Annotated in this window: 21 protein-coding genes; 20 read left to right on the top strand and 1 reads right to left on the bottom strand. The window is 41.3% G+C overall.

Annotation, left to right across the window (positions count from 1 at the left end):
- The 20 genes from HMPREF9184_RS08515 to HMPREF9184_RS08610 all read left to right on the top strand — a co-directional run.
- The coding region (locus tag HMPREF9184_RS08515) for an LPXTG cell wall anchor domain-containing protein (RefSeq protein ID WP_000851937.1) at positions 1-920 on the top strand (920 nt) is incomplete at its 5' end.
- A 458-nt stretch (positions 921-1,378) separates the two neighbouring features.
- Positions 1,379-3,337, top strand: coding sequence for a peptide ABC transporter substrate-binding protein (locus tag HMPREF9184_RS08520; protein WP_000748532.1), 1,959 nt, complete (start codon positions 1,379-1,381; stop codon positions 3,335-3,337).
- Positions 3,338-3,482: 145 nt separating this feature from the next.
- Complete coding sequence (locus HMPREF9184_RS08525; RefSeq protein WP_000032485.1) at positions 3,483-4,577, top strand: cystathionine gamma-synthase; 1,095 nt, start codon at positions 3,483-3,485, stop codon at positions 4,575-4,577.
- A gap of 7 nt (positions 4,578-4,584) precedes the next feature.
- Positions 4,585-5,751 (top strand): MalY/PatB family protein, encoded by a 1,167-nt coding sequence (locus HMPREF9184_RS08530; RefSeq protein ID WP_000521332.1) that lies wholly within the window; start codon positions 4,585-4,587, stop codon positions 5,749-5,751.
- A 92-nt stretch (positions 5,752-5,843) separates the two neighbouring features.
- Complete coding sequence (locus HMPREF9184_RS08535; RefSeq protein ID WP_001096267.1) at positions 5,844-8,939, top strand: DEAD/DEAH box helicase; 3,096 nt, start codon at positions 5,844-5,846, stop codon at positions 8,937-8,939.
- Positions 8,940-8,986: 47 nt separating this feature from the next.
- Entirely contained in the window at positions 8,987-9,598 is a 612-nt protein-coding gene (locus tag HMPREF9184_RS08540) for a hypothetical protein (RefSeq protein ID WP_000806739.1), read from the top strand.
- 11 nt (positions 9,599-9,609) lie between these two features.
- Positions 9,610-10,944, top strand: a complete 1,335-nt coding sequence (gene murC / locus HMPREF9184_RS08545; protein ID WP_000048074.1) for a UDP-N-acetylmuramate--L-alanine ligase — start codon at positions 9,610-9,612, stop codon at positions 10,942-10,944.
- Positions 10,945-10,953: 9 nt separating this feature from the next.
- Positions 10,954-11,421, top strand: a complete 468-nt coding sequence (locus tag HMPREF9184_RS08550; RefSeq protein WP_000405318.1) for a GNAT family N-acetyltransferase — start codon at positions 10,954-10,956, stop codon at positions 11,419-11,421.
- Positions 11,418-11,906, top strand: coding sequence for a GNAT family N-acetyltransferase (locus HMPREF9184_RS08555; protein ID WP_000702426.1), 489 nt, complete (start codon positions 11,418-11,420; stop codon positions 11,904-11,906). Before HMPREF9184_RS08550 ends, HMPREF9184_RS08555 begins: the two co-directional genes overlap by 4 nt.
- Before the next feature lie 62 nt (positions 11,907-11,968).
- Positions 11,969-13,672: an endolytic transglycosylase MltG gene (gene mltG, locus HMPREF9184_RS08560; protein WP_009444396.1), complete on the top strand. Its 1,704-nt coding sequence runs from the start codon at positions 11,969-11,971 to the stop codon at positions 13,670-13,672.
- A 63-nt stretch (positions 13,673-13,735) separates the two neighbouring features.
- Positions 13,736-14,218 (top strand): transcription elongation factor GreA, encoded by a 483-nt coding sequence (greA, locus tag HMPREF9184_RS08565; RefSeq protein WP_000818755.1) that lies wholly within the window; start codon positions 13,736-13,738, stop codon positions 14,216-14,218.
- 77 nt (positions 14,219-14,295) lie between these two features.
- The gene (locus HMPREF9184_RS08570) at positions 14,296-15,660 is read left to right on the top strand and encodes an amino acid permease (protein ID WP_001293568.1); all 1,365 of its coding nucleotides are present in this window, start codon (positions 14,296-14,298) and stop codon (positions 15,658-15,660) included.
- A 98-nt stretch (positions 15,661-15,758) separates the two neighbouring features.
- A complete protein-coding gene (locus tag HMPREF9184_RS08575; protein ID WP_000289491.1) occupies positions 15,759-16,169 on the top strand; it encodes a GNAT family N-acetyltransferase in 411 nt (136 codons plus the stop codon).
- A 59-nt stretch (positions 16,170-16,228) separates the two neighbouring features.
- Positions 16,229-16,825 (top strand): HAD family hydrolase, encoded by a 597-nt coding sequence (locus tag HMPREF9184_RS08580; protein ID WP_000351394.1) that lies wholly within the window; start codon positions 16,229-16,231, stop codon positions 16,823-16,825.
- A 149-nt stretch (positions 16,826-16,974) separates the two neighbouring features.
- Positions 16,975-17,184 carry a helix-turn-helix transcriptional regulator gene (locus HMPREF9184_RS08585; protein ID WP_001107501.1) on the top strand — a complete coding sequence of 70 codons (210 nt, stop codon included), beginning with the start codon at positions 16,975-16,977 and terminating at the stop codon, positions 17,182-17,184.
- Positions 17,174-17,647 (top strand): DUF6773 family protein, encoded by a 474-nt coding sequence (locus HMPREF9184_RS08590; protein WP_000797303.1) that lies wholly within the window; start codon positions 17,174-17,176, stop codon positions 17,645-17,647. Before HMPREF9184_RS08585 ends, HMPREF9184_RS08590 begins: the two co-directional genes overlap by 11 nt.
- On the top strand, positions 17,637-18,125 hold the full coding sequence (locus tag HMPREF9184_RS08595) for a DUF6773 family protein (RefSeq protein ID WP_000797160.1): 489 nt from the start codon (positions 17,637-17,639) through the stop codon (positions 18,123-18,125). Before HMPREF9184_RS08590 ends, HMPREF9184_RS08595 begins: the two co-directional genes overlap by 11 nt.
- 115 nt (positions 18,126-18,240) lie before the next feature.
- Entirely contained in the window at positions 18,241-19,701 is a 1,461-nt protein-coding gene (locus tag HMPREF9184_RS08600; RefSeq protein ID WP_000283143.1) for a nicotinate phosphoribosyltransferase, read from the top strand.
- On the top strand, positions 19,698-20,522 hold the full coding sequence (gene nadE / locus HMPREF9184_RS08605; RefSeq protein ID WP_000058053.1) for an ammonia-dependent NAD(+) synthetase: 825 nt from the start codon (positions 19,698-19,700) through the stop codon (positions 20,520-20,522). The genes HMPREF9184_RS08600 and nadE overlap by 4 nt, the downstream gene beginning before the upstream one ends.
- Before the next feature lie 202 nt (positions 20,523-20,724).
- Complete coding sequence (locus HMPREF9184_RS08610; RefSeq protein ID WP_000643828.1) at positions 20,725-21,270, top strand: GNAT family N-acetyltransferase; 546 nt, start codon at positions 20,725-20,727, stop codon at positions 21,268-21,270.
- 59 nt (positions 21,271-21,329) lie between these two features.
- Here the strand turns inward: HMPREF9184_RS08610 and HMPREF9184_RS08615 are convergent, their stop codons facing one another.
- A complete protein-coding gene (locus tag HMPREF9184_RS08615; RefSeq protein WP_001081766.1) occupies positions 21,330-21,785 on the bottom strand; it encodes an 8-oxo-dGTP diphosphatase in 456 nt (151 codons plus the stop codon).
- Positions 21,786-21,787: the final 2 nt, after the last annotated feature.

The raw sequence follows: 21,787 nt of genomic DNA on the forward strand, positions 1-21,787 counted from the left end.
CAGCAAGCACAAGCTTGAGCAACAGCGTATCAGCCTCAATCAGTGCATCTGAATCAGCAAGCAACAACTCAAGTAGTACTTCAGTTTCAACAAGTACTTCAGTAAGCTTGAGCAATAGCGTTTCAAGCAGCTTGAGTACAAGTGCGTCACAACAATCTAACTCATTCAGCTATAGTAAGGGTGAACCAGAAAGCCAGTCTAAACCAGAGTTTAACCTTCCTAGCTACCTTGAATCTGTAAGTGCAAGTGAGTCAGTTTCACTCAGCAAGTCAGTAAGTGTATCATTGAGCGATAGTACTTCTACTTCAATCAGCGCAAGTGAGTCAGTCTCAACAAGCGCAAGCTTGAGTGACAGCATTTCTGCCTCAATCAGTGCAAGCAACAACTCAGGTAGTGGTTCAGGTTCAACAAGCACAAGCAATGACTCAGCTAGTCAATCAGCTAGCGCATCAGTATCTGCAAGTCAAAGCACTTCAGCATCTGTATCAGCTAGCCAATCAGCTGCCGCTTCAATCAGTGCAAGCAACAACTCAGGTAGCGGTTCAGGTTCAACAAGCACAAGCAATGACTCAGGTGATGCCTCAACTTCAGCAAGTACTTCAGTAAGCTTGAGCAACAGCGTAAGTGCTTCAATCAGCACAAGTGAATCAGTTTCAACAAGCACAAGCTTGAGCGATAGCGCAAGTACCTCAGCTAGCTTGTCTGACAGTGCTTCAATCTCAAGTGCATTGAACCACTCACAAGCTCCTGCCCAACAACCTGCTGGACCAGGACGTTCAAACGGTAGAAAACTTCCAAATACAGGAACTGCAAGTAACCAATTTGCTGGTCTTGGATTAGGAGTAGCTGCCTTGGCAACTGCCTCTCTTCTTGGCAAGAAGAAGAAATCAGCAGCTTCTGAAATGGATTTAGAAGACTAAGTCCCAAAAATCGACTAAAATGAAATTGTTGATATCATTTTAGCGATGAAAACAAGAACCCCGGATAGCTCAAGGCTATCTGGGGTTTTTGGCTCTTTGTCAACTGTGGAGAGTGACATCTAATTAAGCATGAGAGAGAATCAGATTGGTTCTCTTTTTTCTAACATTCAAAGTAACGAGAATTATCACTCTAAATGTTCTAAAGAACTTAATGATGTCTTACTGGTTATTAATCACTATCAAAGAGAATATCCGAATTACAAGACAGCTTTTAAAGCACTTAGGAATAAGAGGTAAAAATATTACACTACTCATTGCATATACCTAACGAAATAGATAAAAATCTAAAATTTGTAGAGAAAATAATATAATTTCGACCTTTTGTGACAGGAATTGCTTGACTAAATAAAACTAAAGCTGTATAATAAGGCAAATATCTAAAACAGGAGGTTCTGGAAATGAAAAAGTCTAAGGCCAAGTATCTGACACTGGCAGGTGTCGTGTTAAGCGCAGGTATCCTATTGAGCGCATGTGGGAACTCAGCAAGTTCATCTAAAACATATAACTATGTCTATTCTAGTGATCCATCTAGTTTGAACTATCTAGCAGAGAACCGTGCAACAACCAATGATATTGTTACCAATTTGGTTGATGGCCTGATGGAAAATGACCAATATGGTAACTATGTTCCATCTTTGGCAGAGGATTGGACCGTTTCCAAGGACGGTTTGACTTATACCTACAAACTTCGTAAAGATGCCAAGTGGTATACATACGAAGGTGAAGAATACGCACCTGTAACTGCTCAAGACTTTGTGACAGGTTTGAAATATGCGGCAGATAAAAAATCTGAAGCCTTGTACTTGGTTCAAGACTCTGTAGCAGGTTTGGATGACTATATCAACGGTAAAACAACAGACTTTTCAACTGTCGGTGTGAAGGCGATTGATGACCAAACAGTTCAGTACACTTTGACACGTCCAGAATCTTATTGGAACTCTAAAACAACTTCAACTATTCTCTTCCCTGTCAATGCGGATTTCTTGAAATCAAAAGGGGATGATTTTGGTAAGGTAGACCCTTCTAGCATTTTGTACAATGGACCTTTCTTGATGAAGTCCTTTGTTTCAAAATCTGTTATCGAATACAAGAAAAATCCGAACTACTGGGATGCTAAAAATGTCTTTGTGGACGATGTGAAATTGACCTACTATGATGGTAGTGACCAAGATGCCCTAGCTCGTAACTTTGTAGAAGGAGTCTACAGCTACGCGCGTCTCTATCCAAATAGCTCAAGCTTTGAAGGAATTAAAGAGAAGAACAAGGATAACATCATCTATAGTATGCAAACCGCAACTTCTTATTACTTGAACTTCAACTTGGACAGAAAATCTTATAACTTCACTTCTAAGTCCTCAGATATCGAAAAGAAATCAACACAAGAAGCAGTTCTGAATAAAAACTTCCGTCAAGCCTTCAACTATGCTTATAACCGTACAGCCTATGGAGCTCAATCTCAAGGGGAAGATGGAGCAACGAAGATTATTCGTAACCTAGTGGTACCTCCTACATTTGTAAGTATCAACGGAAAAGACTTTGGCGATGTTGTCTCAGAAAAGATGGTCAACTATGGTCAAGAATGGCAAGGAATCAACTTTGCAGACGCGCAAGATCCATACTACAATCCTGACAAGGCTAAAGCTAAATTTGCAGAAGCTAAGAAAGAATTGGAAGCTAAGGGTGTGCAATTCCCAATTCACTTGGATGTATCAGTTGACCAATCAGCTAAAAAAGGTGTACTTGAAGCAAGTTCTTTAAAACAATCCATCGAATCTGTTCTAGGAGCTGAGAATGTGGTTATTGATATCCAACAATTATCAACAGATGACTTCGATAATTCTAGCTACCTCGCTCAAACGGCAGCTCAAAAAGACTTTGATATCTATAATGGCGGTTGGAGTGCTGACTACTTGGATCCATCAAGCTATCTAGATATCCTAAATGTCAATAACGGCGGTATGTTGCAAAACCTTGGTCTAGAACCAGGTGAGGTCAATGACAAGGCTAAGGCAGTTGGTCTGGATACTTACACTCAAATGTTAGAAGAAGCTAACAAGGAGCAAGATCCAGCGAAACGTTATGAAAAATATGCAGAAATTCAAGCTTGGCTCGTTGATAGCGCCCTTGCAATTCCAAACGTTTCCCTTGGTGGAACACCTAGCTTGAGAAAGACAGTTCCATTCTCAGCACCATTCTCACAAGCAGGAAATAAGGGTGTGGAATCATACAAGTACCTCAAGTTACAAGATAAGACTGTAACGGCTGATGAGTATGAAAAAGCTAAAGAAAAATGGCTGAAAGAAAAAGAAGAATCAAATAAAAAAGCCCAAGAAGAACTGGCAAAACACGTTAAATAACCAGTCTATTCAACAGGAAAAACGATAGTTTCTCAAGGAACTATCGTTTTTGTATAGTTTGAAACTATAACTAGCTCTTGAAAAGAAGAAAATGAGTTGGCGAAAATAAGTGGTACAATAGTTACTATAGATTTGGAGGTATTGTATGAGCAAAGAACGACACATCAACACAATTTTGGCCCAGGCGGGTATCAAGTCAGATAAGACGACAGGTGCCTTGGTGACGCCACTACATTTTTCAACAACTTATCAGCATCCAGAGTTCGGTCAGTCTACTGGATTTGACTATACCCGTACTAAAAACCCAACTCGCAGTAAGGCGGAGGAAGTCTTGGCGGCAATCGAATCAGCAGACTATGCCCTAGCGACGAGCTCAGGTATGGCTGCGATTGTACTGGCTTTTAGTGTTTTTCCAGTAGGAAGTAAAGTCTTGGCTGTGCGAGATCTTTATGGGGGGTCTTTCCGATGGTTCAACCAAGTGGAGCAAGAAGGCCGTTTCCATTTTACCTATGCCAATACGGAAGCAGAGTTGATTGCTGAGCTGGAAAATGATGTGGATGTTCTCTACATCGAAACGCCAACCAATCCTTTGATGTTGGAATTTGATATTGCAAAACTAGCAAAACTAGCTCATGCTAAGGGTGCTAAAGTAGTCGTAGACAATACCTTCTACAGCCCGATTTACCAACGACCGATTGAAGACGGTGCGGATATTGTCCTTCATTCGGCTACCAAATACCTAGCAGGGCACAATGATGTCTTAGCTGGAGTAGTTGTGACTAATAGTTTAGAACTATATGAACAACTGTTCTATAATCTGAATACGACTGGTGCAGTCTTGTCACCGTTTGATAGTTATCAGTTGATTCGTGGTCTTAAGACCTTGTCTCTGCGTATGGAGCGTTCTACAGCCAATGCCCAAGAAGTGGTTGCCTTTTTGAAGGATTCTCCAGCAGTTAAGGAAGTGCTCTATACTGGTCGTGGGGGAATGATTTCCTTTAAAGTAGTGGATGAAAAACGAATTCCTCATATTCTAAACAGCTTGAAGGTATTCTCTTTTGCAGAAAGTTTGGGTGGGGTAGAAAGTCTCATTACTTATCCAACGACGCAGACCCATGCGGATATTCCAGCAGAAGTGCGCCATTCTTATGGCTTAACAGATGACCTCCTGCGCTTGTCTATTGGGATTGAGGATGCTAGAGATTTGATTGCGGATTTGCGACAAGCTTTGGAAGGATAAGACAGACATGGGGAAATATGATTTTACAAGCCTGCCCAATCGTTTTGGGCATCATACCTATAAATGGAAAGAGGCAGAAGCTGATCGAGAAGTTCTACCAGCCTGGATAGCGGATATGGACTTTGTAGTCTTACCTGAAGTTCGACAAGCTGTACAAGCCTACGCAGATCAGTTGGTCTATGGTTATACTTATGCAAGCGACGCTTTGATTGAATCGGTTCAGGACTGGGAAGCCAGTCAACATGGGTATCACTTTGACAAGGATGCCCTCGTATTTATCGAGGGAGTGGTACCAGCTATTTCAACAGCCATTCAAGCCTTTACAAAAGAAGGAGAGGCTGTCCTGATTAACACACCGGTCTATCCACCTTTTGCCCGCAGTGTCAAACTGAACAATCGCCGATTGATTACCAATTCTTTGGTGGAAAAGGATGGGCTGTTTGAGATTGACTTTGACCAGTTGGAGAAGGATTTGGTAGAAGAGGATGTGAAGCTTTATATCCTTTGCAATCCCCACAATCCTGGTGGACGTGTTTGGGAAAAGGAAGTGTTAGAAAAGATTGGCCATCTCTGCCAAAAACATGGTGTTTTGTTGGTTTCAGATGAGATTCACCAAGATTTGGCTCTCTTTGGTCACAAACACCAGTCTTTTAATACCATTGATCCAGACTTTAAAGACTTCGCCCTTATCTTGAGCAGTGCCACTAAGACCTTTAATATTGCTGGGACCAAGAATTCCTATGCAGTTATTGAAAATCCAAAGCTTCGTGTGGCTTTCCAAAAACGCCAGTTGGCCAATAACCAACATGAAATCTCAGGCTTGGGGTATTTGACGACAGAAGCTGCCTACCGTTATGGCAAGGACTGGTTAGGAGAACTAAAAGAAGTCATCGAGGACCACATTAACTATGTAGTGGATGTTTTGGGCAACGAAACCAAGATTAAGGTCATGAAACCGCAAGGTACCTACTTGATTTGGCTTGATTTTTCAGCCTATGACCTAACGGATGACCGCTTGCAAGATCTTTTGAAGAATGAAGCCAAGGTTATCTTGAACCGAGGTTTGGACTTTGGGGAGGAGGGATCCCTTCATGCCCGCCTCAATGTGGCTATGCCGAAGTCAGTGCTGGAAGAGGTTTGTCAACGCATCGTGACCACTTTTGCTACACTTTAAAAATCGAGCCTTCTAGGAGAAAAGTCTTCCTAGAAGGCTATTTTCGTAGGGGAAAATGTGGTATAATGAAAAGATAAGATAAAGGGGTAACTATGGCTAAATTGATTCCGGGAAAGTTGCGCATGGAGGGGGTTACACTCTATGAAACAGGCAATATTGAGATTATCAAGGAAAAAGGGAATCGCCTCTATACTCGTGTGGCGGGAGAAGACTTGCGCTACAGTTTAGAGGATGATCTGGTTTTTTGTGTTTGCGATTTTTTCCAAAAAAGAGGTTACTGTATTCACCTAGCAGCGCTCGAGCATTATCTGAAAAATGATGAAGAAGGTCAGGTGATTTTACAAACCTTAGAAAAAGGACATGAAGAGCAAGAAGAAGTTGAAACCAAGGTTAGTTTTGGTGGAAGTTTTTTGGAGCGTGTTCAACCTCAACAACGAGAAGAGACTTACAATTTGTCGGCTCTAGGCCAGGTGGAAGCTGGAACCAATCGCCTCCTTTGGACTCTGCGAATCGGTTTGCTTGAGAGTCAAAAATATTACGTCATCCGTGATATTCCACTCTTTTTAAAGGTCTTGGCCCAAAGCAAATCATACATGATTGGGAAACACTATGAGAATAACTTGTCTTGGGAGGTTTTTGACGAATCGAGTCAAGAAGTTCTTACTTTTTTACGGGGGTTGATTGAGGAGGGGCTCAGTCAGGAACTCTTTTTCCCAAATCAAGGTCGTCACCTCTTTTTTCCTCTGACCTTTTTTGAGCAGGGGGTGGGGTTATTGATGAACTTGGAAGATTTTCATTTTGACCACCAGTTTGATAGCTATGAGAATCTCCTCTTTCATGATTTAGATCCTGATGCAGACCTTTTCTCTTTTTACGTGCAGGAGTACGCAGATTATTTTGAGATGGAGATTTCTGAAAGTGAGCGGGTCAATGTATTCTATGGAGGAGCGGTTCTCTTTCGTAAGGGCAATGTTTATCTCTTAAATTCGAAACAGATCAGTCTTTTAAAAGAAATCAATGAACTTCCTCAGGAAACAAAAGGGAGAAAATGCCTTCAGTTTGATACTGGCGATCGGGATCGATTGGCTTCCTGTCTTCCTTTGTTTGGGCAGCTGGGCACAGTTTCTGCTCCTGAGCGCTTGCAAATCAGACCCTTCTCACCGATTTTTTACTTTGACAAGGAGGAGGATGGTCGTATCCGTTTGGATATCGAGTTTGATTATGGAGATATTAAGGTGACTAGTCATCAACAGCTGGAAGAATTACCTTTCGCTAGTGATGCTGCCGTAGAAAGCCAGATATTTCAAGTTAGTTTAGGGGCTGGTTTTGAGGCTGATTTTCAATCTTGGAGACAGGCTTTGAAGCCTGAGGCAGTTTACTCTTTCTTTCACCATACGATTCCTGCTTTTGAGAAGTTGGGTCAGGTCTCTTTATCTGATGAGATAAATCAACTCTACAGCGTCCAAACTCCTCAGGTTCAGATTGAGTCCAAGGGAGGACTGCTGGAAATTCAGTTTGACTTCCAAGGGATTGGCCAAGAAGAGATTGATCAAGCTCTTAAAGCCTTAACCAGCAATCAGGATTTCTATATCAGTTCTTCTGATCAAGTATTCTTTTTTGATGAGGAAACCAAGCAGATTCGTCAGAATTTGCAGGAACTGGGTGTTGAACTAAAAGATGGTTCTTTCCAAGCTAGGAAATCTTTAGCTTATAGTCTTTCTCAACTTTTTGAAGGTCGCGATCGGATAGCATTTTCGGAGGAATTTCAGCATTTGGCCCATGATTTGACCCATCCAGAGGACTTTCCTTTAGGAGAGGTACAGGTTCAAGCGAGTTTGAGAGACTATCAAGAAAAGGGTGTGCGTTGGCTCCAGATGCTCCATCATTACGGTTTTGGAGGCATCTTGGCAGACGATATGGGACTGGGTAAAACACTGCAGACCATTGCTTTTTTGACAAGTCAGGTTACAGAAGATAGTCGTGTCTTGATTTTGGCGCCGTCAGGTTTGATCTACAACTGGGCAGATGAATTCAGAAGATTTGCACCGCAGTTGGATTTGGCTGTTGTTCATGGTTTGAAAGCGAATCGAGAAGTGGTTCTTTCTCAAAATCATCAAATCTATGTGACTAGCTATGCGAGCTTTCGTCAAGACAGTGACCTCTATCAAGAGATGTCCTTTGATTTTCTCTTTTTAGATGAGGCTCAGGTCATGAAAAATGCTCATACCAAGATTGCCCAGAGTTTGCGCCAGTTTGTGGTGCCAGCAGTCTTTGCCTTGTCAGGTACGCCCATAGAAAACCATCTAGGAGAGTTGTGGTCTATCTTTCAAATTGTGCTACCTGGGCTCTTACCGAACAAGATAGAGTTTATGAAATTACCAGCTGAGCAGGTGGCACAGTTTATCAAGCCCTTTGTCATGAGACGTAAGAAAGAAGAAGTTCTAACAGAACTGCCTGATTTGATTGAAGTCGTCTATAAAAACGAACTGGAAGACCAGCAGAAGGCCATCTATCTAGCCCAGTTGCAACAGATGCGAGACCGCCTAGCGCAAGTGACAGATCAAGAATTCCAGAGAAGTCGGGTAGAAATCTTATCTGGCCTCATGCGTTTGCGTCAAATCTGCGATACGCCAGCTCTCTTCATGGAGGATTACCAAGGAGCTAGTGGTAAATTGGATAGCCTCCGAGATTTATTGCTACAAGTGGCTGATGGTGGGCATCGTGTCTTGATTTTCTCCCAGTTCAAAGGAATGTTGGAAAAAATCGAGCAAGAACTTCCAGACTTAGGCTTGAACTCCTTCAAAATCACAGGTTCAACTCCTGCTCATGACAGACAGGAGATGACCAAGGCCTTTAACCAAGGGGAGAGAGATGCCTTTCTCATCTCCCTTAAAGCGGGTGGTGTTGGTCTTAATCTAACGGGAGCTGATACGGTTATTTTGGTTGACCTTTGGTGGAATCCCGCTGTCGAAGCACAGGCTATCGGAAGAGCCCACCGAATGGGGCAGGAGCAGATGGTCGAGGTCTATCGTTTGATTACCAAGGGGACCATTGAAGAGAAAATCCAAGAACTTCAAGAACAAAAGAAACATTTGGTTTCCCAAGTTTTAGATGGTACGGAGTCGCGTGCGAGTCTCAGTCTGGCAGAAATTCGTGAAATTTTGGGAATTTCTGAAGCCAGCACTTGAAAAATCAAAACAATACGCTATAATGAAGTGTTGAAAGGAAATACAAAATGAAACAAGATCGATTTCCATTGGTGTCAGATGATGAGATCATGCTGACCGAAATGCCAGTCATGGACTTGTACGATGAGTCAGACTTTATTAGCAATATCAAAGGTGATTACCGCGATAAGAACTATTTGGAATGGTCTCCTATCAATGAGGAAGAAACCGTAGTTTCTCCAGTGGTTAGCAAAAAGCCAGAATCAGCTCCAGAACCTAAAAAAGTTGAAAAAACGTATGCTGAATTGGCTCGAGAAGAGGCGCGTGCGGATTTGAAGAAGAAACGTTCAGCCAAGTATTTGACTCAGGATGTTAGTCATACCAGACGACACAATGGTTCAACACTTGTTCGTCAAGGAAACCAACCAACAGCACCATTTCAAAAGGAAAATCCTGGTGAGTTTGCCAAATTTAGTAAAAACTTGAGCCAGTCCCACTATATCTTAGCTGAGGAGGTTGGCCAAGTGGCGAATCCAACTCCTAAAACCCAAATGGGAAAAAATAAAAAGAACAACTATGATTTTCTAAAGAAGAGTCAAATCTATAATAAAAAGAATAAGCAAACAGAACAGGAACGTCAGGTTGCCCAAGAGTTGAATCTGACAAGAATTACTGAGTAGGGGAGAAAAGCATGTCAAAAACATATCATTTTATTGGAATCAAGGGATCAGGGATGAGTGCCCTAGCCTTGATGTTGCACCAAATGGGACACAAGGTTCAAGGTTCAGACGTTGAAAAATATTACTTTACTCAACGTGGACTAGAGCAGGCAGGGATTGCGATTCTTCCTTTTGATGAAAAGAACCTACAAGGTGATGTGGAGATTATCGCTGGAAATGCCTTCCGTCCAGATAACAACATTGAAATCGCCTATGCAGATCAAAATGGTATCAGCTACAAACGTTACCATGAATTCCTAGGTAGCTTTATGCGCGACTTTGTCAGCATGGGAGTGGCAGGAGCTCATGGAAAAACTTCAACAACAGGTATGCTGTCACACGTCTTGTCTCACATCACAGACACCAGCTTCTTGATTGGTGACGGGACAGGTCGTGGTTCAGCTAATGCCAAATATTTTGTCTTTGAATCTGACGAATATGAGCGCCATTTCATGCCTTACCACCCAGAATACTCTATCATCACCAACATTGACTTTGACCATCCAGACTACTTTACAAGTCTAGAGGACGTTTTCAATGCCTTTAACGACTATGCCAAACAAATTACCAAAGGTTTGTTTGTATACGGTGAGGATGCTGAGTTGCGTAAGATCACAGCCAATGCGCCAATCTATTACTATGGGTTTGAAGCTGAGGGCAATGACTTTGTAGCTAGTGATCTCCTTCGTTCTACGACTGGATCAACCTTTACAGTTCACTTCCGTGGACAAGAATTGGGTCAATTCCACATTCCAACTTTTGGTCGTCACAATATCATGAATGCGACAGCTGTTATTGGTCTTCTTTACACAGCTGGATTTGATTTGAACTTGGTCCGTGAACACTTGAAAACTTTTGCAGGTGTTAAGCGTCGTTTCACTGAGAAAATTGTCAATGATACAGTGATTATTGATGACTTTGCCCACCATCCAACAGAAATCATTGCAACCTTGGATGCGGCTCGTCAAAAATACCCAAGCAAGGAAATCGTAGCAATCTTCCAACCTCATACCTTTACTAGAACCATCGCCTTGTTGGACGAATTTGCCCACGCTTTGAATCAGGCAGACGCCGTTTACCTAGCGCAAATCTATGGATCAGCTCGTGAAGTGGACCATGGTGATGTCAAAGTAGAAGACTTAGCCAATAAAATCAACAAGAAACACCAAGTTATCACTGTTGAGAATGTATCTCCACTCCTAGACCATGACAATGCTGTTTACGTCTTTATGGGTGCAGGAGACATCCAAACCTATGAATATTCATTTGAACGTCTTTTGTCTAACTTGACAAGCAACGTCCAATAAGGAAAACAGATGGAAATTCCAATCACTATAAGGCAAGCTACTTTATCAGATTTAGAAGAAGTGTTGGCGATTGAAGAAGCCACTCTTTCGTTAGAAGAGGCACTTAGCCGCCAATCCTTAGAAGAGAGTATCCGCAAGACTGCGGGTACCTTTCTTGTAGCTGGGGATGAAAATCAGCTTCTGGGCTATGTTTTAGGAGAAGCTCAGTCTATTCATCCCAAATGGATAGAAATAAAATCATTGACTATTCATCCGAATCATTGGGGACAAGGACTGGGAACTCTTCTTCTTGCAGCCTTGAAACAGGTGACTGTCGAGCTAGATTACCAAGGTATTCTTTTGCAAAGTCCTGATGATTTACTATCATATTTTGAAATGAATGGCTTTGTTGAGGAAGAAGTGACAGAGAGCCATTATGGCAGTGGTTCTTGTTGGTATCTGACTTGGGCTAATCCTTTTTATCAGGAGGAAATATGAAAATCAGACAAGCAAGATTTTCGGATTTAGATCGAATCTTAGAGATAGAGATAGAAAATTTTTCTCTTGAGGAAGCGATTCCTCGATCGGTCTTTGAGGCGCACTTACGTGAAATTCAGACCAGTTTTCTTGTAGCTGAAAGGGAGGGACGTATCCTTGGGTACATCGAAGGTCCAGTCGTCCCACACCGCCATCTACATGATCAGTCCTTTACAGAAGAAATAAAAGACTATAGCCATCAACCTGGAGGTTATATTTCTGTGACCTGTCTCTCCATAGCTAAGGAAGCGCAAGCTTTGGGAGTGGGGAAAAAACTATTAAAGACTCTGAAAGAAGTCGCTTTAGAACATGAACGAGAAGGCATTAACCTGACTTGTCATGATTATCTTATCTCATATTATGAGAAACATGGTTTTGTCAATGAAGGACTATCCCAATCTACCTATGCAGGTGAGACCTGGTATAACATGGTTTGGAAGCCTTGAAAACAAGAAATATAGTTGGAGAAAGGTATATTTTGTTGCTTTTCTGCGACTTTTAAGATATAATGTTATGGATTGCCAACAAGGAGGTAAAGCTTTTGAGCGAGAAATCAAGAGAAGAAGAAACATTAAGCTTTAAAGAACAGATTTTACGCGATTTAGAGAGAGTCAGAGAGAGAGAAAGAAGAGGAAAAGAGGATGAAAGTCCAACTACCCCACCAACTCCATCTTCTCAAGTAACTCCACCTGCCCCTTCTGAACAAGAATCCAATCTTGCCACAGAAGATTTAATGGCAGATTCTCTGTCAACTGTGGATGAAATCCTTAAAAATGCCCCAAGTGTGCCACCACGCCCAAGTTTTGAATCAAGCGAAGTGACAGTACCAGAACCAGAAGAGTCAAAACTAGAAGAGCCCGCACCAGCCAAGATTGATGCTGTAGAGCCTAAAAAGGAAGAGAAAGAGTTTAATACTACTCCGACTAAAGTGGCTGTTTCCTATAAAATGGATGACAAAAAAGAAGAATCAGTCCCTCCTGTTGTGGAGAATGTAGTCCCTGCTCCAGTTGAGAAAGTTGATAACCTAACAGATGCTCCAAGTCGTAGTCGTCGTGAAGGAGTAAAACCAGCTAAGAAAAAGAAGAAATCAAAAGCCAAAGGTTGCTTGCTAACTTTCCTAGTTCTCCTAGTGCTCGTAGGCATTGGTGGATTCTTTGGTTATGGATACGTTCAAGAATCCTTGAAACCAGTTGATGCGAGTTCTAAGGACTACGTAACGGTTCAAATTCCAGAAGGTTCAAATATTCAAGAAATTGGGAGCACTTTGGAAAAATCTGGTTTGGTAAAACATGGACTTATCTTTAGCCTTTATGCTAAATACTATAGTCATGCCAACTTGAAATCAGGTTATTACAACTTGAAGAAGAGTATGAGTACGGATGAGTTGATTCAAGAATTGCAAAAAGGTGGAACACCTGAGGCTCAGGCGCCTGTTCTCGCAAGTTTGACAATTCCAGAAGGCTATACACTAGAGCAAATCGCTCAAACAGTAGGACAACTTCAAGGGGAATTTAAAGAACCTCTTACAGCGGAAGCCTTCTTGGCAAAAGCTCAGGATGAGACCTTTATCTCACAATTAGTAGCCAAGTATCCAAACCTACTTGGAAGTCTTCCAACAAAAGACAGTGGCGTTCGTTATCGTCTTGAAGGCTACCTTTTCCCAGCAACCTACACGATTAAAGATAGCACAACTGTTGAAAGTTTAATTGATGAGATGGTGGCTGCTATGGATAAGGCTATGTCACCATATTACGCTACGATCAAAGAAAAGAATCTGACTGTCAATGAATTGCTCAGCATTGCCTCAATTGTCGAAAAAGAAGGGGCTAAGACGGAAGACCGCAAGAAGATCGCAGGTGTATTCTATAACCGCTTAAACCTCGGTATGCCACTTCAGAGCAATATCGCTATCCTGTATGCCCAAGGTAAGCTTGGTCAAAAGATTAGCTTAGCGGATGATGCTGGAATTGATACAACAATTGATTCACCTTACAATGTTTATACACATCTTGGCCTCATGCCTGGACCAGTTGATAGTCCAAGTTTAGATGCTATTGAAGCAAGTGTAAATCAAACAAAGAGTGACTACTTGTACTTTGTAGCCAATGTTGAAGATGGTAAAGTATACTTTGCGACAACAAAAGAAGAACATGATCAAAACGTTGCAGAACACATCAATAGCAAATTAACACAATCAAGTAGTTCAAACTAAAATTATGTGGTTTTCCACATAATTTTGTTTTAAAAACAAATTAAGAAAAGAAAGTTGAGAAAAATGGCAGAAAAAACTTACCCAATGACCCTTGAAGAAAAGGAAAAACTTGAAAAAGAATTAGAAGAGTTGAAACTTGTTCGTCGTCCGGAAGTGGTAGAACGTATTAAAATCGCACGTTCATATGGAGACCTTTCAGAAAACAGTGAGTACGAAGCGGCGAAAGATGAGCAAGCTTTTGTTGAAGGACAAATTTCAAGCTTGGAAACTAAAATCCGCTATGCTGAAATTGTTAATAGCGATGCAGTTGCCCAAGATGAAGTGGCTATCGGTAAGACCGTAACGATCCAAGAAATCGGAGAAGATGACGAAGAAGTTTACATCATCGTTGGTTCTGCGGGTGCGGATGCTTTCGCTGGTAAGGTTTCAAATGAGAGCCCGATTGGACAAGCCTTGATCGGTAAAAAGACTGGTGATACAGCGACCATTGAGACACCAGTTGGTAGCTATGATGTAAAAATCTTAAAGGTTGAAAAAACAGCCTAAATAGGATGAAAAAGGAGTAGTGGAGGTCTTTGTCTTACTCAACTCCTTTTTGGTTTTTTGAATAAATAGGAGACTATATGAGTGAAAATAAGAAGAAAAATAAAATGGAGCGTGGATTAACCAATCGCCATGTTCAGGTGATGGCCATTGCTGGGACAATCGGAACAGGACTTTTCCTAGGTGCTGGTCGTTCTATCAGCCTTACTGGACCTTCTATCATCCTGATTTACATGATTACAGGAGCCTTTATGTTTTTGATGATGAGGGCTGTTGGAGAGATGCTCTATCAGGATCCAGAACAACATACTTTTATCAACTTTATCACCCGTCATTTGGGGAAAGGCTGGGGTTATTTCTCAGTTTGGTCATACTGGTTGTCAGTTGTCTTTATCGGTATGGCGGAAATCACTGCGATTTCGCATTATGTTCAGTTTTGGTTTCCTACCTGGCCTAGTTGGTTGATTCAGATTGTCTTTTTAACGATTCTGGCCTTGGTCAATCTGATTGCGGTTAAGCTCTTTGGAGAAGTCGAGTTTTGGTTTGCAATGGTTAAGATTGTGGCTATTTTGGCTATGATTGCAACGGGAGCCTTTATGGTTTTAACTGGATTTGAGACGCCGCATGGGGCTGCAAGTTTGGTAAATATCAGCGATCAGTTCTCTCTTTTTCCAAACGGAGTCATGAACTTTGTCATGGCCTTTCAAATGGTATTTTTTGCCTATTTGATGATTGAATTTATCGGTGTGACAACTTCTGAAACGAAAAACCCTCGGGAGGTTCTTCCCAAGGCAGTTAAGGAGATTCCTCTCCGAATTGTCTTCTTCTATGGTGGAGCCCTATTAGCCATTATGTCTATTATTCCCTGGAGAGAACTTGCTTCTTCAGATTCACCATTTGTAACGGTTTTTGAGCTGGCAGGTATCAAGTGGGCGGCAGCTCTGATTAACTTCGTTGTTTTGACGTCGGCAGCATCTGCTCTTAATTCAACCCTCTATTCAACAGGGCGACACCTCTACCAGATTGCTCATGATTCACCCAATCGCTTCCTAAAAGCGATCAAGGCAGATACTCTCTCTCGCCATAATGTTCCACAAAATGCTATTATTGCTTCAGCAATCTTAATTGCTCTGGCTGCCTTTATCAATGTTTTGCCAGGTGTTTCCGATGCCTTTGCTTTGATTACGGCGTCTTCATCAGGTGTTTACATCGCGATTTATATCTTGATCATGGTGGCTCATCTCAAATACCGCAAGTCACAAGATTTCATGGCGGATGGCTACCTCATGCCTCAGTATCGTTTGCTCAATCCCCTAACGATCCTCTTTTTCGTTTTTGTTTTTGCAACCCTCTTTTTGCAAGAGTCTACTTTCATGGGGGCGGTTGGTTCTGCCATCTGGATTATCGGTTTCGGAATTTATAGCCAGTGGAAATTTAGAAAATAAATCCTAAACTCATCAACTCTGCTTGGTGAGTTTTTCTAGTTTGACAGTCTATTGAAATAGGATTATAATCAAGCTGTATCAGTTTTTAGGAGGTTTGAATGTACGTTAGATTGGAAAATAAGAACTCTCATAAAGCGCAAGAAATAGGAGATTTGGTTCGTGCTTATAATCGTTCCAAAAGAGAAGAGGCTGAAAGTGAGCCACTGAATCTTTATGTCGAAGATGAAAAGGGCAATCTCTTGGCGGGCTTGGTAGCAGAGACTTTCGGAAATTGGTTGGAAATCGAGTATTTGTTTGTGAAAGAGGAATTGCGAGGACAGGGAATCGGTTCAAAACTATTGCAACGAGCTGAAAATGAAGCCAAGAATCGAAACTGTCGTTTTGCTTTTGTGAATACTTACCAGTTCCAAGCACCAGATTTTTATCAGAGGCATGGCTACAAGGAAGTCTTTACCTTGAAAGACTATCCCTACACAGGAAAAAGATATTATTACCAAAAGGATTTGTAAGGTGAATATGAGAGTATAAAGCAAAGAGGAATTTTCCACATCACTATGGAGGTGGATTGATGGATATAATACTAGATATGGGCAACGTCTTATTAGAATGGAACAAGGATAAGATTTTGCAAGGTGTTTCGGGTTCGAAGAAGGAATATCTGATGTTAGATAAGGCTATTTTTCAGTCGGGACTTTGGGAAAGATTGGATCTTGGGACCATGACGAGAGAAGAAGTAGTGCTTAAGGTTGTGTCGATGATTGGAAGGACCTATCAAAAGAAGGTCGAAGAGGTTATCTGGAACTGGCCTAGCTACATTGATATTTATACGGAAGTCTTTCCTGTTTTATCAGAAGTAAAGAATAGGGGGCATCGCATTTTTGTCTTGTCCAATACCTCAAAGGTATTTTATGACTTGTTGGAAGACCAACTATCTCCCATAAAGGAGCTTTTGGATGGTTTCGTCCTATCCTGTGATATAAAAGCTATAAAGCCTGATTTGGCAATGTTTAAGGAGATTCTCGATAGATACCAGTTAAATCTTACAAATTGTGTCTTTCTAGACGATATTGAGGACAATACAATCGTAGCTGAGAAATTGGGAATCAAGGCTTATCAGGTTAAGAAAAGAAGTGATGTCGTTGATATTTTGAAATCCTATATTTAAACTCAGAACTCTCTATTATTTTGTGATAGAGAGTTTTTTTGTTAATAAAACATTACAAAATGTCATTTATATATTGCATTAAGTTAGATATATGGTATAATGTTTTTAAAAAGAAGCGCAACTTTTTAAAAAATAGAAGGAGGATGCTAGTGGCTAAAAATTTAAAGTTAAAACTAGCTCGTGTGGAGCTTGATATGACACAAGGTGATTTGGCAGAAGCTGTGGGTGTTACGCGACAGACTATCGGCTTGATAGAAGCAGGGAAATACAATCCTAGTCTCTCGCTCTGTCAGTCCATTTGCAGATGCTTAGGAAAAACATTAGACCAACTATTTTGGGAGGAAGAAGATGAAAAATAGAAAAAAACTTGTTATCAAAGATGAACGTACGGAAAAATTGGATGGAAAGATTTCAGGAGAAATTCTCTTGGGAATGTGCCTATTTTTGGCACTGGAAATTTTTGCCAAACTTTATATTTTCAATTTAACACTTCTGTCCTATTTACCAGAATTACTTTTATTGATTGGAGTCGGTTTGTATGCCATTATTCGCCGCATGTATGTTGGAATTGACATTCGAGATATTGTTGAGAATACTGGAAAAGAAAGAATTTTATCTGCTTTGGGATTTTCTATAGTGGTTTTATTGATTGATATCATAGGAAATCGCGAGGAACTGGTCAGTCTATTGACTTGGAAGTACTCCCTAAAAGTGGTTCTAGCAGTTATCATCTATCTCGTTGGGAGTTATTCTATGGACCGAGTTATCCTATACTTGAATCGCAGAAATCAGCAAGTTTGGGAGGAAGAAGATGAAAAATAGATTTTTTTATTATCAATTATTAGACGAAAGAGAAGAACAACTGATGAATAAAGCAGGAGCAGAAAGTTTCTATATCTCTATGGCTTTCTTGTTTTTATCTTATATGATTGCAGTATTAGCTCCAAGTCTTTTTAATCCGAGAATGATTCTCATCATTATCATTATTGGAACTTCTTACTTTTTCGGCCGTGCTCGAGATTTGGGTGTAACCTACTATAGTCGTTTTCATTTTACGATTGTAGGGTGTTTGCTGGTAACTCTCGCTATTACGACTCTCTTGATGTTGCAGAATTATCAATTCAACATAGAAATTTATCAGCACAATCCTCTGAACGTTAAATACTTGTCTGCTTGGATCCTTACTTATCTTCTTTATCTTCCATGGGTTTTTATTGGAAACCTTACTTTAAGAAATTTTGGCGAATGGGCTCAAAAAAAGTTTGAACAAGACATGGATGAACTGGAGAGTGGAGAATAGCTTGTTACTCTTTTCTCAATCCAGCTAAAATGTGTTATAATAGTACTAATTTATCAGATGGCGGGAAAGCGACTAAAGGCTTTCATGGCTTATAAACAAGGAAGAAGGAAAACAGATGTATCCAGATGATAGTTTAACTTTGCACACAGACTTGTACCAGATCAACATGATGCAAGTTTACTTTGACCAAGGGATTCACAATAAAAAGGCGGTTTTTGAGGTTTATTTCCGCCAGCAACCGTTTAACAACGGCTATGCAGTTTTTGCTGGTTTGGAAAGAATTGTAAATTATCTTGAAGACTTGCGCTTTTCAGATAGCGATATTGACTACTTGGAGTCACTTGGCTATCATGGAGAATTCTTGGATTACCTACGAAATTTCAAGTTAGAATTAACGGTTCGTTCCGCTCAGGAAGGGGACTTGGTTTTTGCTAATGAGCCAATTGTTCAGGTGGAAGGCCCTCTAGCCCAATGTCAATTGGTTGAAACGGCTCTTTTAAACATCGTTAACTTTCAAACCTTGATAGCGACTAAGGCGGCACGTATTCGTTCGGTTATTGAAGATGAACCCTTGATGGAGTTCGGGACACGTCGTGCGCAAGAAATGGATGCAGCTATCTGGGGAACACGCGCAGCCGTGATTGGTGGCGCCAATGGAACCAGCAACGTGCGTGCTGGTAAACTCTTTGATATTCCTGTCTTGGGGACTCATGCCCATGCCTTGGTACAGGTTTATGGAAACGACTATGAGGCCTTTAAGGCCTATGCTTCAACCCATCGTGACTGTGTCTTTTTAGTAGATACTTATGACACGTTGCGAATCGGTATGCCCGCTGCCATTCAGGTAGCGCGTGAGTTGGGAGATAAGATTAATTTTAAAGGCGTTCGTATTGACTCGGGGGATATTGCCTATATTTCCAAGAAAGTCCGTCAGCAACTGGACGAGGCTGGATATCCAGATGCCAAAATTTACGCTTCCAATGACCTCGATGAAAATACCATCCTTAACCTCAAAATGCAACACGCTAAAATTGATGTCTGGGGTGTGGGAACCAAGTTGATTACAGCCTATGATCAACCAGCTCTTGGGGCAGTTTATAAGATTGTGGCCATTGAAGATGAAAATGGTCATCTGCGCAATACCATCAAGCTTTCAAGCAATGCTGAAAAAGTATCTACTCCAGGTAAGAAACAGGTTTGGCGTATTACCAGTCGTGAAAAAGGCAAGTCAGAAGGTGACTACATCACCTATGACGGTGTTGATGTTGCCAGCATGACTGAAATCAAAATGTTCCATCCGACCTATACTTACATCAAGAAGACTGTTCGAAATTTTGATGCTGTTCCTCTCTTGGTGGACATCTTCAAAGAAGGGAAATTGGTTTACGATTTGCCTAGTTTGCCTGAGATTCAGGCTTATGCTCGCAAGGAATTTGACAAGCTTTGGGATGAGTATAAACGAGTACTCAATCCACAGCACTATCCAGTAGATTTGGCGTGTGATATTTGGCAAGATAAGATGGACTTGATTGACAAGATGCGCAAGGAAGCTCTTGGTGAAGGAGAAGAAGAATGAGTTTGCAAGAGACCATTATCCAACAACTAGGTGTCAAGCCAGTGATTGACGCCCAGGAAGAAATCCGTCGTTCCATTGATTTCTTAAAAAAATACCTAAAAAAACATCCCTTCCTTAAAAGTTTTGTATTAGGAATTTCTGGAGGACAAGACTCCACCTTGGCAGGGCGCTTGGCACAATTAGCCATGGAAGAAATGCGAGCAGAAACTGGTGATGATAGTTACAAATTTATCGCTGTTCGCCTACCTTATGGAGTCCAAGCTGATGAAGACGACGCTCAAAAAGCCCTTGCTTTCATCCAACCAGATGTCAGTGTGGTAGTCAATATCAAGGACTCTGTTGATGCTATGGTCTTAGCGGTAGAAGCTACAGGCAGTCCAATGACGGATTTTAACAAAGGAAATATCAAGGCTCGTAGCCGTATGATCGCTCAATATACGCTAGCAGGAGCACATAGCGGAGCTGTTATTGGGACAGATCATGCTGCGGAAAATATCACAGGTTTCTTTACCAAGTTTGGTGACGGTGGTGCGGATATTCTCCCTCTTTACCGACTCAATAAACGTCAAGGGAAACAACTTTTGAAAGAGCTTGGCGCGAATCCTGCCCTCTATGAAAAAGTACCCATCGCAGACCTTGAAGAAGACAAGCCGGGCTTGGCTGACGAAGTCGCTCTGGGAGTCACTTATGCAGAGATTGATGACTACCTAGAAGGCAAAACAATCAGCCCAGAAGCTCAAGCAAGGATCGAAAACTGGTGGCATAAAGGCCAACACAAACGCCACTTACCAATCACCGTCTTTGATGACTTTTGGGAGTAAAAACCTCCAGTGGAGGTTTTTAGCCTCTCACCTTGAAATAAAAAAGTGAGAGTTAGTCCGGGGGACCTTTTTACCCTGAGTTTAGAAACAGAAGAACGAGGAAGATCCAGTGGACTTTCTTTGCTTCTCGTCTTGAATAGAGAGTAAGGTAGAGCAATGGAAGTATAAACCTACTCCCAAAGATAGAAAGCGAGGTCGCATCATGAAAGCAATCGGTACGCAAACGTTACAGACAGACCGTTTAATCTTGAGAAGATTTGTGGAGAGTGATGCGGAAGCCATGTTTCAAAATTGGGCTTCATCTGCTGAGAATCTGACCTATGTCACCTGGGATCCTCATCCGAATGTTGACGTGACTCGAAACTCGATTCGCAATTGGGTCGCCTCTTATGACAATCCTAACTATTATAAGTGGGCGATTTGTCTCAAAGAAAAACCAGAGCAAGTGATAGGAGATATCAGCATCGTTGAGATGAATGAGGATGATTCTTGTTGTGAAATTGGCTATATTTTAGGTAAAATCTATTGGGGCAGTGGTATGATGACGGAGGCCTTAAAAGCTGTGTTAGACTTTTGCTTTATTCAAGCAGGTTTTCAAAAAGTCAGAGCTCGTTACGCCAGTCTCAACCCAGCTTCAGGTCGTGTGATGGAAAAAGCGGGAATGTCCTATCTAAAAACCATTACCAATGGTGTGGAGAGAAAAGACTACATTGCGGACCTTATTTATTACCAGATTAAAAAGAACTAAGAAATGACCTGGGCTTCAAAATCTAACTTTTGAAGCTCAGGTCATTTTCTTCTGCTCTTTTATTTTAACTCATAAAGCCAATCATCGCTGTCTTTATAGTAAAAGAATTCACTGAGATCCTCTTCTAGAAACACACGAAGCATATCAGACATATCATCGGTTGCAAGTTTTAGATGAGATAGATTGTCAAAATCCTCCCACCAGACTTTCCCTTCGTCTGAAGACTGGAGTTCACCAGTAAAGTGTTCTGTCTTGTAAAAAAGGACGACATACCGATAATCCTCGTCATCGTACCAGTCTTTGATACCACAAAGTTGAGGTTTGGATATGGTTAGTCCAGTTTCTTCCTTGACTTCTCTGATAACTGCATCGGTAAAAGATTCCCCACGCTCTACATGACCACCAGGAAAAGTGATTCCGGGCCAGTCGGGATTAACTCGATCTTGAACTAGAACCTTGTTTCCGTTTTTAATCATGCACATGTTGACAAATTCGACTAATTCTCGTCTGTTCATAT

Origin of the sequence: Streptococcus sp. oral taxon 058 str. F0407 (genome assembly GCF_000235485.1) — a bacterium.
Taxonomy (GTDB): domain Bacteria; phylum Bacillota; class Bacilli; order Lactobacillales; family Streptococcaceae; genus Streptococcus.

What these genes read in the sequence shown, in the direction of transcription:
- HMPREF9184_RS08580 (WP_000351394.1), top strand. Translation starts at nt 16,229, where the DNA reads ATGGATATAATACTAGATATGGGCAACGTCTTATTAGAATGGAACAAG.
- HMPREF9184_RS08570 (WP_001293568.1), top strand. Translation starts at nt 14,296, where the DNA reads ATGAGTGAAAATAAGAAGAAAAATAAAATGGAGCGTGGATTAACCAAT.
- HMPREF9184_RS08520 (WP_000748532.1), top strand. Translation starts at nt 1,379, where the DNA reads ATGAAAAAGTCTAAGGCCAAGTATCTGACACTGGCAGGTGTCGTGTTA.
- HMPREF9184_RS08615 (WP_001081766.1), bottom strand. Translation starts at nt 21,785, where the DNA reads ATGAACAGACGAGAATTAGTCGAATTTGTCAACATGTGCATGATTAAA.
- HMPREF9184_RS08555 (WP_000702426.1), top strand. Translation starts at nt 11,418, where the DNA reads ATGAAAATCAGACAAGCAAGATTTTCGGATTTAGATCGAATCTTAGAG.
- HMPREF9184_RS08525 (WP_000032485.1), top strand. Translation starts at nt 3,483, where the DNA reads ATGAGCAAAGAACGACACATCAACACAATTTTGGCCCAGGCGGGTATC.
- murC (WP_000048074.1), top strand. Translation starts at nt 9,610, where the DNA reads ATGTCAAAAACATATCATTTTATTGGAATCAAGGGATCAGGGATGAGT.
- HMPREF9184_RS08595 (WP_000797160.1), top strand. Translation starts at nt 17,637, where the DNA reads ATGAAAAATAGATTTTTTTATTATCAATTATTAGACGAAAGAGAAGAA.
- HMPREF9184_RS08535 (WP_001096267.1), top strand. Translation starts at nt 5,844, where the DNA reads ATGGCTAAATTGATTCCGGGAAAGTTGCGCATGGAGGGGGTTACACTC.
- mltG (WP_009444396.1), top strand. Translation starts at nt 11,969, where the DNA reads ATGTTATGGATTGCCAACAAGGAGGTAAAGCTTTTGAGCGAGAAATCA.
- HMPREF9184_RS08530 (WP_000521332.1), top strand. Translation starts at nt 4,585, where the DNA reads ATGGGGAAATATGATTTTACAAGCCTGCCCAATCGTTTTGGGCATCAT.
- HMPREF9184_RS08590 (WP_000797303.1), top strand. Translation starts at nt 17,174, where the DNA reads ATGAAAAATAGAAAAAAACTTGTTATCAAAGATGAACGTACGGAAAAA.
- greA (WP_000818755.1), top strand. Translation starts at nt 13,736, where the DNA reads ATGGCAGAAAAAACTTACCCAATGACCCTTGAAGAAAAGGAAAAACTT.
- HMPREF9184_RS08600 (WP_000283143.1), top strand. Translation starts at nt 18,241, where the DNA reads ATGTATCCAGATGATAGTTTAACTTTGCACACAGACTTGTACCAGATC.
- HMPREF9184_RS08575 (WP_000289491.1), top strand. Translation starts at nt 15,759, where the DNA reads ATGTACGTTAGATTGGAAAATAAGAACTCTCATAAAGCGCAAGAAATA.
- nadE (WP_000058053.1), top strand. Translation starts at nt 19,698, where the DNA reads ATGAGTTTGCAAGAGACCATTATCCAACAACTAGGTGTCAAGCCAGTG.
- HMPREF9184_RS08540 (WP_000806739.1), top strand. Translation starts at nt 8,987, where the DNA reads ATGAAACAAGATCGATTTCCATTGGTGTCAGATGATGAGATCATGCTG.
- HMPREF9184_RS08550 (WP_000405318.1), top strand. Translation starts at nt 10,954, where the DNA reads ATGGAAATTCCAATCACTATAAGGCAAGCTACTTTATCAGATTTAGAA.
- HMPREF9184_RS08610 (WP_000643828.1), top strand. Translation starts at nt 20,725, where the DNA reads ATGAAAGCAATCGGTACGCAAACGTTACAGACAGACCGTTTAATCTTG.